Raw genomic sequence first — 12,528 nt, forward strand, 5'->3', positions numbered from 1 at the left:
TTAAAAAGGCAAGGTGGATACTATACCTTAGTAAAAAAATAAAAGAGACCCCAAGGCTTTGACTTGGGGTTTGCTATGCGATACAATTTACAGAAAGAAGAATAATTAATAATAATCAAAGCAAAAACTATTTTAAATTGTAATTTTAACGACTAACTATTTTTTAGTTAGTATTACTTAAATAGACTATATATAACAAATGATATTAGGAGTAGATATTGGAGGTAATTATATTACTGTAGCCGGAATAGACACCAAAACAAACAAATTATCAGAAGCTAATCTAGTTTCTATTACTGTAGATAATACCGCTGAAGCTGATGAAATATTAGAGCGATGGTTATTTGCAATACAGAAAGTTATAGATACTCTTGCAGATGACCCTCTAGAAGGAATTGGTATTGCTATACCCGGGCCATTCGATTATTATAATGGAATTTTTGCTTTCAAAATGAAACAAAAATATGCATCTCTTTTTTGCACAAATATTAAAGAAATATTGAAGAAAAAATTGCAATTATCTGATGATATCCCAATACGATTTTACAATGATGCTGCTTGTTTTGGTATTGGTGAGGTATGGAAAGGTAAGCTTAAATCAATCCGAAGAGGATTAGGGATAATATTGGGGGCTGGTTTTGGGGCTTCTTTTTTGTTTCATGGACTTCCTATCCTTTCTGGAGATGGAATTCCTAAAGATGGAGAGCTGTATCACATCTCATATAAAGACGGGATTGCAGATGATTATTTTTCTACTCGATGGTTTATTAAAAGATATAAAGAGATTACAGATATTACAATTAATAATGTTAAAGAACTTACAGAAGCTTCCTTAGAAAATGATGTTGCAGTACAACAAGTTTTTAATGAGTTTTCAGAAAATCTAGCTGAATTTTTAAGTCCCTGGTTAAAATCTTACAATGCAGAAGCTATAGTTATCGGGGGCAACATTGCTAAAGCATGGCCCTTTTTTGCTAATGAGCTAGAGAAAAAAATAAATGCTCAAGATTGTCTTGTAAAAATACACAAAAGCGAACTTCAGGAAAAAGCAATATTACTAGGTAGTGCAAGATTGGTTAATGACACTTTCTATAAAGGGCTCGCTTTTTAATACAACATCTCTAATCTAAACTTTTAGATGAGTATAAAAAAATGGATTTTATTTGATTACTTTTTTCTTTTTAAACTTCCATTCGGTAATACCACCATCGAGATCGTAGATTTTAGTAAATCCAGCCTTTTTCATATAGTTAGAACATTTATTGCTTCTTCCTCCACGAGCGCAATATACAATTACAGGTTTTGTTTTATCAATTTTAGAAATTAGATCTTCAAAATTTTCATCTCTAAAATCAATATTTACGGCTCCTTCAATATATCCCTGGGCATACTCTCCTGGTGTTCTTACATCAATAAGTTGTACTTTACCCATCTCTAATAGTTCATCCATTTCTTCAACAGTAATTACTTCTACTACAGAATCTTCTTCAGCCTGTTTACAATTAAGCAATACTGAAGCAATAAAAATGACTACTAAAAATGATTTGATCTTCATAAAGTTGTATACTACTCTTCTACGATTTCGCCTTCCCAATTCATAAAACCACCTACCAAATTATATGTAGTCTCGAATCCCATTTGATTCATTAACATACATGCTTGAGCACTACGTGCACCAGAACGGCAGTATACATAATAATTTTTGGTTTTATCCAGTTTTCCTATTTCATCAAGAAAACCTTGCCCCTGACGAATATCTACATTAAGCATATTAGGTATGTAACCATCCTCTACTTCTTCTTCTGTTCTTACATCTAAAATTACTGCATTATTGTCATTAGCAATTTGTTCTTGCCATTCTTCTTGAGTGATATCTTCTGCCATTATAAAATGTGTTCTACTAAAATTGGACTTTTGTTTTTTTACTCCTTACAAATATAAAGAGTAGTTCATTAATTGTAGTAAAACTATACCTTCAATTTATTAAAAATTAGAAAAATATTATGCTTTAATGCTACAACCTATAGCTTTTGTAACTTCTACAGGAACTTTTTCTCCTTTTAATAAGGCATTTACAGCATCTTCGACATATTTCTGATCGGCTGCCGATGCATCTTTATAATTATTATCAATAGCCCCTATATACCGAACAATATTACCTTGGGGTGTTTTCTCCAGAACATAAACATGCGGAGTTTTTGTAGCTCCATACTGAGGGTATATTTTTTGTCCATCATCAAACAAATACGGGAAAGTAAATCCTTTATCTTTTGCTCTTATTTGCATATTATCAAAACTATCATCTGGATAGGCTTTTGGGTTATTAGGGTTTATAGCTACAACGGGATATCCCTTTGTTTTAAAAGTAGCGTCTAGTACTATAATTCTATCTTCGTAAGCCACCGAGTACGGACAATGATTACATGTAAAAACCACAATAAATCCTTTGGCGTCTTTATAGTCTTCTAAGGACACTAATGAGTTATCTACATTTTTAAGTTTAAAATCTGTAGCAACATCTCCAATCGAATATCCTTTATCAATTTTAGCACCAGATACTTTATCTAATGCAAATGCACTTATTGCTATTACAAAAGCTACTCCAACCAGAATCTTTAAAGTTTTCATCGGTTTATTTTTTTTATTACTCTTTGGTTCATATAGATGCTTAAAGCATTTTTTTAAGCTCTTTTTCTAATTCATTATAGGTAAAAGATCTTTCATAAAAATTACTATTTCCATCTTTATATATTACTGTCGCCGGAATAGAACCCGACCATTCAGTATTAACTTCCGGAATCCAACTATTTGCATCTGGATCATCTAGTAATATGACCTTACTTCCTATTTTTTGTTTTTTAACAAATGGAATTAACTTACCTTCTACTTGACTGGGTAAATCCAGACTTACCAAAATCACCTCAACTTTATCTTTAGGATACCTACTGTTGATTAACTCAAAATAAGGCAACTCGGCCACACATGGTTTACACCAGGTAGCCCAAAAATTAATCACTCTTACTTTTCCGTCATTAATATTTAATAATGGCTTAAAGCTTTCAAAATCATATACAGGTATTTCTACACCTTTACTTTCGAAAACGTCTGTTGCATCAAGAGCCACAGTCTGTTGCTCTCCTTTGCAGTTAGCAAAAAGTACAATAAATACGGTATATAAAATTAATCTCGACATCATACTAATGTATCAAAACCATTAATTACGTAAAAGAAAATTAACAAGGTTTCTATATTTTATCTAAATATTTTCAGAATTTTTCACAATTGTTTAACTCAATAACGATACTTTTCCGAATCACAATAATACTATTAAACCTGATCTCAAAACTTGATTTTAACAAAGAATTAATAACATTTTACAATTTTTGAAATAAAAATTAGCATACATTTGTATAGACAAATATTGTAGATACAATTGAATATAGAAAAGATCATAAAAACAGAAATTGAACTTCCGCTACCTAAAAAAGTCGTAATAAATTTATTATATACGGAAAACTGGATAATGGACAAAATCAATATCGAATTAAAAGCGTTTGATATTTCTCTTCAACAATTTAATGTACTACGAATCTTAAAAGGACAAAAAGAAAAACCTGCTAACCTCTCTACCATACAGAAAAGAATGGTTACCAAAATGAGTAATACAACTCGATTGGTAGATAAGCTTATTAACAAAGGCTATGTAAAACGTGCAATCTGCGAATCTAATCGAAGAAAAGTTGAAATCACCATTACAGAGCAGGGAAAAAAATTTTTGGATAAAGTAAGTCCTATAATGGATGAATTTGAAAACAGTGTTACTTCAAATTTTTCTAAAGAAGATTTGATCCAATTAAATGAATTATTAAATAAACTTCGATATTCTAACTCATAAATAACAATAACTATTAATTTTTAAACAATCATGAAAACTAGACTTAAATTATTATTCTTAGCCATTGCAGTAGTTGCAACAACATCTACTTTTGCTCAAAAAAAGGAAATCAAAACTTCAGAAAGTACAATTAACTGGACAGGTAAAAAAGTTACAGGATCTCATACAGGAACACTAAATCTATCAGAAGGTTTTTTAGTATTTGATGGCGATAACATTACAGGAGGTGAATTTGTAGTAGATATGACCTCACTTGCCGTTACTGATCTTGAAGCTGGAAAAGGAAAAGAAAAACTCGAAGGACACTTAAGTTCTGATGATTTCTTTGGAATAGCAAATCATAAAAATGCAAAATTAGTGGTTACAAAAACCAAAAAAACAGATAAAGGTCATATAGTAGCCGGAGATCTTACCATTAAAGGAAAAACAAATCCAATCAAATTTATTCTAGCCGTAAATGGAGGTACTGCATCAACGACACTTAAAGTCGACAGAACAAAGTATGACATCAAATATGGATCAGGAAGTTTCTTTGATAATTTAGGTGATAAAGCGATCAGCGATGAATTCGAATTAGCTGTAAGTTTAAAAATGTAATTTTTTATTGTTCTGAATTATAATTAATTTATATATTTGACCCAATAAATAAAAAATGAAAACAATCTTAACAAATAATTGGTGGTGGTCATCTCAAAACGAAAACGTCGTGAGATAGCTCCTATCATTGTGTTAAGTAAACATATCAAAGGCTTGTCGAATCACGACAAGCCTTTTTTTTGTTCCCTAAACAGAGATTGTATTTAAAAATTAAAAACGCAAAATGACTTATAAATTAACCACACATTTCAAACAAATCCTGGCAGACACCTTTACTCCAGTAAGTGTTTATCTAAAAATTAGAGATCGTTTTCCTAATAGCTTATTATTAGAAAACAACGATTATAGAGGTAGTGAAAATAGCTTTTCTTACATCTGCTGTAACCCAATCGCTAATATCAAAGTAAAAAACGAAACTATTTACCAGTCCTTTCCCGATAAGAGTATCGACGAAACACCTATTACCGATTCTACTAATATTGCTGAAGTTGTTGAGCAATTCGGTAAAAAATTTATAACCTCAAAAAGCGAGTTCAAGTTCATTAACAATGGCCTTTTTGGCTATATCTCTTATGATGCGGTTCGATATTTTGAGGATATCTCTATTTCTAAAAAAGAAGATAGTTTACATATACCCGACATACAATACACGGTATATCAAAACATTATTGCTATTAGTAATTTTACTAATGAAGCCTATATTTTTGCGCACTGCTATGAATCAGAAAGTAATATTGCCGAAATAGAATCTCTACTTAAAGTCAAAAATTTTGCCTCCTATAATTTCACTACAGTTGGTGATACAACCTCTAATCTTAACGACGAACAATATAAAGAACATGTTTCCCTTGCCAAAAAACATTGTCATCGTGGAGATGTATTCCAATTAGTACTATCCAAGCGTTTTTCACAAAAATTTAAAGGAGACGAATTTAATGTCTACAGAGCATTACGTAGTGTTAATCCTTCGCCCTACCTGTTTTACTTTGACTATGGTGATTTTAAAATATTTGGTAGTTCTCCCGAGGCACAACTAGTTGTAAAAGATGATACTGCAGAGATTCACCCCATTGCAGGAACTTTTAAACGTACAGGTAATGATGAGCAAGATGCAGAATTAGCAAAAAAACTATCTGTAGATGAAAAAGAAAATGCAGAGCATGTGATGTTAGTAGACCTGGCACGTAACGACCTAAGTAGAAACGGAAATCATGTTACCGTAGAGACCTATAGAGAAGTTCAATTTTATTCTCATGTGATCCATTTGGTTAGTAAGGTTACCAGTAAAAAACACAAGAACACCACTACTATGCAAATAGTAGGAGATACGTTCCCGGCAGGCACACTAAGTGGCGCACCAAAACACATGGCCATGCAGCTTATCGAAAAATATGAAAACGTAAATCGCGATTTCTATGGGGGAGCAATTGGTTTTATGGATTTTTCAGGAAACTTTAATCATGCCATCATGATCCGTACATTTCTAAGTAAAAATCACAAATTACACTGGCAAGCAGGAGCCGGATTGGTTAACGAATCAAATGAAGAAAACGAATTACAAGAAGTATATAATAAACTAGGCGCATTAACAAAAGCATTAAAACTTGCAGAAGAAATATAAGGGTGTTTCCCCAATTACTTGGGGTCGGGCTATTCGCGCTACAAGGTAGCCAGCTGCTATCCCTAACACAAAAAAGAAATAAAGTAACAAAGTGTAAAAACTCTGAAAAAAAAACAATGAATACAAAAATATTAGTAATAGACAATTACGACTCATTCGTATACAATCTGGTTCATTATCTAGAAGATCTTGGTTGTGAAGTGGTCGTAAAACGTAATGATCAATTACGATTAGAAGATGTAGATGCATTTCAAAAAATCTTATTGTCTCCCGGTCCGGGAATCCCAGATGAAGCGGGATTACTAAAAGATATTATCCGTAAATATGCAGATACCAAAAGTATTTTTGGAGTTTGCCTGGGACAACAAGCGATAGGAGAAGTTTTTGGTGGTAGCATCACCAACCTCAATGAGGTCTATCACGGTGTGGCAACCAATGTAACATTATCGGTTACAGATGAGCCTCTTTTCGAAGGACTAGACACCAATTTTGATGTAGGGAGATATCACTCCTGGGTAGTAGCAGATAAAGACTTACCCAATTGCCTGCAAGTGACTTCATATGATGAAAACGGACAAATCATGTCCCTGCGTCATAAAGAATTAGACGTTCGAGGGGTGCAATTTCATCCAGAATCTGTATTAACTCCCGATGGAAAAAAGATATTAGAAAACTGGGTTAATAATTAACACGTAAAGATAAAATATACTAACTTAAATACTACTCTATACGAGCTTGTTTTCCTGTTTAGAAAGCAAATGCCAGAGTAAAAGGCTTATGAAAAACTTACTCAATCGATTAATCAATCACGAAACCATCTCTAAAGAAGAAGCCAAAAGTGTTTTGGTTAACATCTCTAAAGGAGAATATAATCAAAGTCAGATTGCTTCATTTCTTACCGTATATATGATGCGTAGCATTACTATCGAAGAATTAGAAGGGTTTAGAGATGCCTTACTAGAGCTTTGTATCGCAATAGACCTTAGCGAGTATAATCCCGTAGATCTTTGTGGTACCGGTGGTGATGGTAAAGATACCTTTAATATTTCAACACTTTCTTCTTTTGTCTCGGCAGGAGCAGGAATTAAAGTCACCAAACACGGTAACTACGGAGTTTCCTCAACATGTGGTAGCTCTAATGTGATGGAGCATTTGGGGATTAAGTTTAGTAATGATAAAGATTTTTTAAAACGTAGTATCGATGAAGCAGGGATTTGTGTATTACATGCTCCATTATTTCATCCCGCAATGAAAAATGTTGCTCCGATACGTAGAGAATTAGGAGTAAAAACGTTTTTTAATATGCTTGGACCAATGGTAAATCCAGCATTTCCAAAAAATCAAATCGTAGGAGTTTTTAATCTGGAATTAGCAAGGATGTATGGATATTTGTATCAAAATACAGACAAAAAATTTACCATTATCCATGCACTGGATGGATACGACGAGATTTCACTAACCGGAAACACAAAAACAATTTCTAATACAACCGAAGGAATGCTTTCACCATTAGATTTTGGAGTACCACTATTGAAACAAGAAGATATTTACGGAGGAGATTCTATCGAAGCATCTGCTGCTATATTTATGAACATCTTAAGTGGTAAAGGAACCGAAGCGCAAAATAATGTAGTCTGTGCCAATGCAGGAATGGCTATCGCCACAGTAGAAGGTCTCGAACCAAAACAAGGATTCGAAAAAGCAAAAGAATCACTACACTCTGGAAAAGGATTAATAGCACTAAAAAAAGTTCAGGAACTAAGTAAGAATTAGTTGATCGTTATTCGTTGATCATTGATCGTATGGAGTATACAGAATTAAAAGTTTGGAAAGAAACTAGGAAATTGGTTAATAGTCTTTATGATATAACCAAAAAGTTCCCTAAAGACGAAGTTTATGGATTAACAAGCCAAATGAGAAGATCTGCTATTTCTATTCCTTCAAATATAGCTGAAGATTGTGGTAGAAGAACTTCTTCCGATAGCATACACTTTTTCCATATTTCCAGAGGTTCATTATATGAATTAGAAATCCAGTTATATTTAGCATTAGATCAAAATTATATAGAAGCAAAAGAGCATAAACAGTTAATTGAACAAATTATAGGTTGTAAAAAATTGTTGAATGGGTTTATTAATTACTATAAAACACTAACAACAAAATAATATCATTAACAAACAACTATCAACAAATCACTATCAACAATAAATGAATATCCTAGACAAAATAATAGCCGATAAGCATAAAGAAGTTGAGCTTAAAAAAAGTATAATTCCCATCAAACAATTAGAGAACTCTGTATTATTTGATCGCGAAACAAACTCATTGGCCAAGGCTTTACAAAACAGCAATACAGGCATCATAGCAGAACATAAACGCAGATCTCCCTCTAAATCTGTAATCAATCAAAAAGTAAGTGTACAAGATGTAGCCGATGGATATCAAAATGCCGGAGCTTGTGGGATGTCGGTACTATCCGACGGTAAGTATTTCGGAGGATCGCTGGAAGATCTTTTACTCGCCAGAGCCACAGTACAAATGCCCTTGTTACGTAAAGAATTTATCATCGACGAATATCAATTAGTAGAAGCTAAAGCTCACGGAGCCGATGTAATCTTATTAATTGCAGCCGTTTTATCACGGGATGAGATTAAATCTTTATCCCAGTTTGCCAAAAGCTTATTTCTCGATGTATTATTAGAAGTTCATAACCAGGACGAATTACAAAAATCAATCATGCCATCTTTGGATATGCTGGGCGTAAATAATCGAAATCTAAAAACATTCGAGGTAAGTACAGATATTAGTAAAACACTAAGTACTCAAATCCCAGATGATTTTGTAAAAGTTTCAGAAAGTGGCATTAGTACTATTGAAGCTATAAAAGACCTAAAGCAATATGGATATAAAGGTTTTCTTATCGGTGAAAACTTTATGAAAACCGAAAACCCCGGAGCCAGCGCTGTAGAATTCATAAAAAATCTAAAGAAATGAAACTAAAAGTCTGCGGGATGAAATATCATGAAAATATAAAAGCTGTAGCAGCCCTGAAACCAGACTATCTTGGTTTTATTTTCTATGAAAACTCTCCCAGAAATTTTGAAGGAGAAATTTCAAAACTACCCTCGACAATTAAAAAAGTAGGGGTATTTGTAGACGCTTCTATAGATTTTATTGTCGAGAAAGTAAAACAATATGACTTCAAAGCTATTCAATTGCACGGAAAAGAACCTGCAACATATTGTCAAAACTTAAAATCATTATTGACTGGCCACACTGAGCCTGTCGAAGTGTGGAAAGTATTCTCCATCAAAGATGAGTTTGATTTTGACCGTTTACAACCCTATGAAGGTATTGTAGATTATTTTCTCTTTGATACCAAAGGAAAAGAAAAAGGAGGTAATGGATATACTTTTGATTGGAGTGTCTTAAAAGGCTACCCCTCTTCAACGCCATTCATTCTAAGTGGTGGTATCGGACTTGATGAAACAAAAGCTATTTTATCTTTTCAGAAGCGCCCCGAATCTAAATATTTACATGCTATCGATGTAAATAGCAAATTTGAAAGTAAACCCGGAGTTAAAAAAACAGAAAATCTCGAAAAATTTATAAAGCTTGTTATTTCGGCATAAACGTAATGACAACCAAAAACAATAAAAAATGAATTATCAAGTAAACGAAAAAGGATATTACGGAGATTTTGGAGGAGCATATATCCCCGAAATGCTTTATCCTAATGTCGAAGAATTACGAACTACCTATCTCGATATTATGAACGAACCTTCTTTCAAAAAAGAGTTTGATCAATTATTAAGAGACTACGTGGGGAGACCTTCTCCTTTGTATTTTGCTAAACGCCTTTCAGAAAAACACAATACCAAAGTATATCTTAAACGCGAAGATCTAAACCATACCGGTGCGCATAAAGTAAATAATACGATTGGGCAAATTCTTGTAGCAAAACGATTAGGTAAAAACAGAATCATTGCAGAAACAGGGGCAGGACAACACGGGGTAGCTACAGCAACGGTATGTGCTCTTATGGGGATTAAATGTATTGTCTATATGGGTGAGATTGATATTAAGCGACAAGCACCCAATGTTGCGCGAATGAAAATGCTTGGTGCAGAGGTAAGACCTGCCAAATCAGGAAGTAAAACTCTTAAAGATGCTACCAACGAAGCGATACGAGATTGGATCAATAACCCTGTCGACACACATTATATTATTGGTTCTGCCATAGGACCTCATCCTTACCCAGATATGGTAACACGATTTCAATCTATAATTTCAGAAGAAATCAAGTGGCAGCTAAAGGAAAAAGAAGGTAGAGAGCATCCTGATTATGTAGTAGCATGTATTGGTGGTGGTAGTAATGCTGCAGGGACATATTATCATTTTTTAGAAGAACCCAGTGTTGGAATTATTGCAGTAGAAGCTGCCGGAAAAGGAGTACATAGTGGCGAAAGTGCAGCTACCTCCCAATTAGGAAAAGAAGGAATTATTCACGGGTGCAAAACCTTACTAATGCAAACCCCAGATGGGCAAATTACAGAGCCTTATTCTATTTCTGCAGGGCTGGATTATCCTGGTGTTGGACCATTACATTCTCATCTATATAAAACCGCACGCGGAGAGTTTTATTCTGTAACCGATGATGATGCCATGGCTGCCGGATTAGAGCTATCGCAGTTAGAAGGAATTATTCCTGCAATAGAATCCTCACATGCCCTGGCCATTTTTAATGATAAAAAATTTAGACCCGAAGATATTGTTGTCATAAGCCTTTCTGGCCGTGGTGACAAAGACCTTGACACCTACATAGACTATTTTAAATTATAACAATTCAGTAGTAAGTATATTGTAATGGGCACTAATTATTCGCTACTCAATACTAAATACTCAATACTAAATACTAAAAAATGAACAGAATAAACACAGCATTAGAGCAAGATAAAAAATTACTATCTATATATTTTACAGCTGGATATCCATCACTAAATGATACCACAAAAATCATACAAGACCTAGAACACCATGGAGTAGATATGATCGAAATCGGATTACCTTTTAGTGATCCTTTGGCAGATGGGCCAACGATACAAGAGAGTTCGACCGCAGCTCTTAAAAATGGTATGACTACTCAACTTCTATTTGAGCAGTTAAAAGACATTCGTAAATCGGTTAGCATTCCCTTAATCATTATGGGATATTTTAATCCTATGATGCAGTATGGCATAGAAGCTTTTTGTGCTAAGTGCCAGAAGATTGGTATCGACGGATTAATTATCCCCGATCTACCGGTTAATGAATATCACGAACACTACCAGGAAACTTTTAAGAAATATGGCTTGATCAATGTGTTTCTAATTACTCCGCAAACTTCAGATGAGCGTATTCGATTTATAGATGATGTATCTAATGGATTTATCTATATGGTAAGTTCTGCCAGTACCACCGGAGCCAAAAGTACATTTGGTGATACACAACAGCAGTATTTTGAACGTATTGAATCTCTGGATCTAAAAAACCCTCAAATCGTTGGTTTTGGAATCAGTAATAATGAAACATTTAAGCAAGCAACCAAAACAGCTAAAGGTGCTATCATTGGCTCTGCTTTCATAAAACATTTAACTCATAATGGAACAGATAACATTAGTGATTTTGTAAAAAGCATTCGATGATTTTGTATCTTTCTAATCAAAAGATTAAAACTCTGAGTGTAAACATAGCACTCTGTGTTGTAAATAATCAAGTAAACCGATAGATATTAGATGTTAAAACGATTATTTAAAATATTACTTGCATTAATAGTCATTATTGCAATTGGAGGAGGGTACCTTTATTTTCGTTTACATAATACTATAGAGAATGTTCTTCAAGCACAAAACAATTGGCGTAGTGAAGTTCTGGAGTTTCCATTAATATTTGCTGGAGATATAGAATATGAAGGTGAAGAACATATTCGATTTGCACCGGGGTGGGGTGAAAAAGATAGTGAGGATTATTTTTCATATGTTTTTTTATGGATGATTAATGAAGACCCGAATTTAAACGCTTCAGATTTAGAAAATATAATGAATATATATTTTGATGGGCTTATGAATACTGGAGCAATCACTAATTTTAATTTCTTCAAAAAAATTCCTAAAACTCAATCTTCCTTTCATCAGACTGATAAAAATACATTTGAAGGTTCAGTAGAATTGTATGATGAGTTTTTAAAAAAAGGAATAATTGTTCTGAATGCTAAAATTAAAAGTGAATACTGTCCAGTAAAAGAGAACTATTTAATTTGGTTTTATTTATCTCCCCAAGAAAAGAATCATCAGATTTGGGATCAATTCACAGAAGTACATCTAAATATTAAGTGCCGTTAAATTAGAACTATTTACATCACTATATATGATATACA

General features: G+C 33.4%; 16 protein-coding genes. 12 read left to right on the top strand and 4 right to left on the bottom strand.

All coding sequences use genetic code 11. The features are described 5' to 3' along the window. Positions 1-199: 199 nt before the first annotated feature. On the top strand, positions 200-1,111 hold the full coding sequence (locus DK441_RS04945; protein ID WP_109097762.1) for an ROK family protein: 912 nt from the start codon (positions 200-202) through the stop codon (positions 1,109-1,111). 48 nt (positions 1,112-1,159) lie between these two features. Here the strand turns inward: DK441_RS04945 and DK441_RS04950 are convergent, their stop codons facing one another. The 4 genes from DK441_RS04950 to DK441_RS04965 all read right to left on the bottom strand — a co-directional run bounded on the left by DK441_RS04950 (position 1,160) and on the right by DK441_RS04965 (position 3,196). Beyond that, complete coding sequence (locus tag DK441_RS04950; protein ID WP_109097763.1) at positions 1,160-1,555, bottom strand: rhodanese-like domain-containing protein; 396 nt, start codon at positions 1,553-1,555, stop codon at positions 1,160-1,162. Positions 1,556-1,566: 11 nt separating this feature from the next. Beyond that, on the bottom strand, positions 1,567-1,884 hold the full coding sequence (locus tag DK441_RS04955) for a rhodanese-like domain-containing protein (protein ID WP_034244224.1): 318 nt from the start codon (positions 1,882-1,884) through the stop codon (positions 1,567-1,569). A 117-nt stretch (positions 1,885-2,001) separates the two neighbouring features. Then, positions 2,002-2,628, bottom strand: a complete 627-nt coding sequence (locus tag DK441_RS04960; RefSeq protein ID WP_074408828.1) for a thioredoxin family protein — start codon at positions 2,626-2,628, stop codon at positions 2,002-2,004. A gap of 40 nt (positions 2,629-2,668) precedes the next feature. Beyond that, entirely contained in the window at positions 2,669-3,196 is a 528-nt protein-coding gene (locus tag DK441_RS04965) for a TlpA disulfide reductase family protein (RefSeq protein WP_235015710.1), read from the bottom strand. A gap of 327 nt (positions 3,197-3,523) precedes the next feature. Here DK441_RS04965 and DK441_RS04970 point away from each other — a divergent pair, with 327 nt between their 5' ends. The 11 genes from DK441_RS04970 (at position 3,524) to DK441_RS05020 (ending at position 12,493) form a co-directional block, all read left to right on the top strand. Next, a complete protein-coding gene (locus tag DK441_RS04970) occupies positions 3,524-3,895 on the top strand; it encodes a MarR family transcriptional regulator (protein WP_328515239.1) in 372 nt (123 codons plus the stop codon). Positions 3,896-3,925: 30 nt separating this feature from the next. Further along, positions 3,926-4,492, top strand: a complete 567-nt coding sequence (locus tag DK441_RS04975) for a YceI family protein (protein WP_109097766.1) — start codon at positions 3,926-3,928, stop codon at positions 4,490-4,492. Positions 4,493-4,715: 223 nt separating this feature from the next. Beyond that, positions 4,716-6,113 carry an anthranilate synthase component I family protein gene (locus tag DK441_RS04980; RefSeq protein WP_109097767.1) on the top strand — a complete coding sequence of 466 codons (1,398 nt, stop codon included), beginning with the start codon at positions 4,716-4,718 and terminating at the stop codon, positions 6,111-6,113. A gap of 116 nt (positions 6,114-6,229) precedes the next feature. Next, entirely contained in the window at positions 6,230-6,802 is a 573-nt protein-coding gene (locus DK441_RS04985) for an aminodeoxychorismate/anthranilate synthase component II (protein ID WP_109098018.1), read from the top strand. A gap of 88 nt (positions 6,803-6,890) precedes the next feature. Then, complete coding sequence (gene trpD, locus DK441_RS04990; RefSeq protein WP_109097768.1) at positions 6,891-7,886, top strand: anthranilate phosphoribosyltransferase; 996 nt, start codon at positions 6,891-6,893, stop codon at positions 7,884-7,886. Between the two features lie 29 nt (positions 7,887-7,915). Further along, positions 7,916-8,278: a four helix bundle protein gene (locus tag DK441_RS04995; RefSeq protein ID WP_109097769.1), complete on the top strand. Its 363-nt coding sequence runs from the start codon at positions 7,916-7,918 to the stop codon at positions 8,276-8,278. Positions 8,279-8,321: 43 nt separating this feature from the next. Continuing rightward, positions 8,322-9,107, top strand: a complete 786-nt coding sequence (gene trpC / locus DK441_RS05000; protein WP_109097770.1) for an indole-3-glycerol phosphate synthase TrpC — start codon at positions 8,322-8,324, stop codon at positions 9,105-9,107. Beyond that, on the top strand, positions 9,104-9,745 hold the full coding sequence (locus tag DK441_RS05005; RefSeq protein WP_235015711.1) for a phosphoribosylanthranilate isomerase: 642 nt from the start codon (positions 9,104-9,106) through the stop codon (positions 9,743-9,745). The genes trpC and DK441_RS05005 overlap by 4 nt, the downstream gene beginning before the upstream one ends. Positions 9,746-9,773: 28 nt before the next feature. Continuing rightward, positions 9,774-10,955, top strand: a complete 1,182-nt coding sequence (trpB, locus tag DK441_RS05010) for a tryptophan synthase subunit beta (protein WP_109097771.1) — start codon at positions 9,774-9,776, stop codon at positions 10,953-10,955. 80 nt (positions 10,956-11,035) lie between these two features. Further along, positions 11,036-11,797: a tryptophan synthase subunit alpha gene (gene trpA / locus DK441_RS05015; protein ID WP_109097772.1), complete on the top strand. Its 762-nt coding sequence runs from the start codon at positions 11,036-11,038 to the stop codon at positions 11,795-11,797. 90 nt (positions 11,798-11,887) lie between these two features. Beyond that, on the top strand, positions 11,888-12,493 hold the full coding sequence (locus DK441_RS05020) for a hypothetical protein (protein WP_109097773.1): 606 nt from the start codon (positions 11,888-11,890) through the stop codon (positions 12,491-12,493). The last annotated feature ends 35 nt before the right edge of the window (positions 12,494-12,528 follow it).

This window comes from Aquimarina sp. AU58 (genome assembly GCF_900312745.1).
Classification (GTDB): Bacteria; Bacteroidota; Bacteroidia; order Flavobacteriales; family Flavobacteriaceae; genus Aquimarina; species Aquimarina spinulae.

Excerpts from the sequence above, each read along its gene's own strand:
- DK441_RS05020 (WP_109097773.1), top strand. The coding sequence starts at position 11,888 with ATGTTAAAACGATTATTTAAAATATTACTTGCATTAATAGTCATTATT.
- trpD (WP_109097768.1), top strand. The coding sequence starts at position 6,891 with ATGAAAAACTTACTCAATCGATTAATCAATCACGAAACCATCTCTAAA.
- trpC (WP_109097770.1), top strand. The coding sequence starts at position 8,322 with ATGAATATCCTAGACAAAATAATAGCCGATAAGCATAAAGAAGTTGAG.
- DK441_RS04965 (WP_235015710.1), bottom strand. The coding sequence starts at position 3,196 with ATGATGTCGAGATTAATTTTATATACCGTATTTATTGTACTTTTTGCT.
- DK441_RS04995 (WP_109097769.1), top strand. The coding sequence starts at position 7,916 with ATGGAGTATACAGAATTAAAAGTTTGGAAAGAAACTAGGAAATTGGTT.
- DK441_RS04960 (WP_074408828.1), bottom strand. The coding sequence starts at position 2,628 with ATGAAAACTTTAAAGATTCTGGTTGGAGTAGCTTTTGTAATAGCAATA.
- DK441_RS04970 (WP_328515239.1), top strand. The coding sequence starts at position 3,524 with ATGGACAAAATCAATATCGAATTAAAAGCGTTTGATATTTCTCTTCAA.
- DK441_RS05005 (WP_235015711.1), top strand. The coding sequence starts at position 9,104 with ATGAAACTAAAAGTCTGCGGGATGAAATATCATGAAAATATAAAAGCT.
- DK441_RS04985 (WP_109098018.1), top strand. The coding sequence starts at position 6,230 with ATGAATACAAAAATATTAGTAATAGACAATTACGACTCATTCGTATAC.
- trpA (WP_109097772.1), top strand. The coding sequence starts at position 11,036 with ATGAACAGAATAAACACAGCATTAGAGCAAGATAAAAAATTACTATCT.
- DK441_RS04975 (WP_109097766.1), top strand. The coding sequence starts at position 3,926 with ATGAAAACTAGACTTAAATTATTATTCTTAGCCATTGCAGTAGTTGCA.
- DK441_RS04980 (WP_109097767.1), top strand. The coding sequence starts at position 4,716 with ATGACTTATAAATTAACCACACATTTCAAACAAATCCTGGCAGACACC.
- DK441_RS04945 (WP_109097762.1), top strand. The coding sequence starts at position 200 with ATGATATTAGGAGTAGATATTGGAGGTAATTATATTACTGTAGCCGGA.
- DK441_RS04950 (WP_109097763.1), bottom strand. The coding sequence starts at position 1,555 with ATGAAGATCAAATCATTTTTAGTAGTCATTTTTATTGCTTCAGTATTG.
- DK441_RS04955 (WP_034244224.1), bottom strand. The coding sequence starts at position 1,884 with ATGGCAGAAGATATCACTCAAGAAGAATGGCAAGAACAAATTGCTAAT.
- trpB (WP_109097771.1), top strand. The coding sequence starts at position 9,774 with ATGAATTATCAAGTAAACGAAAAAGGATATTACGGAGATTTTGGAGGA.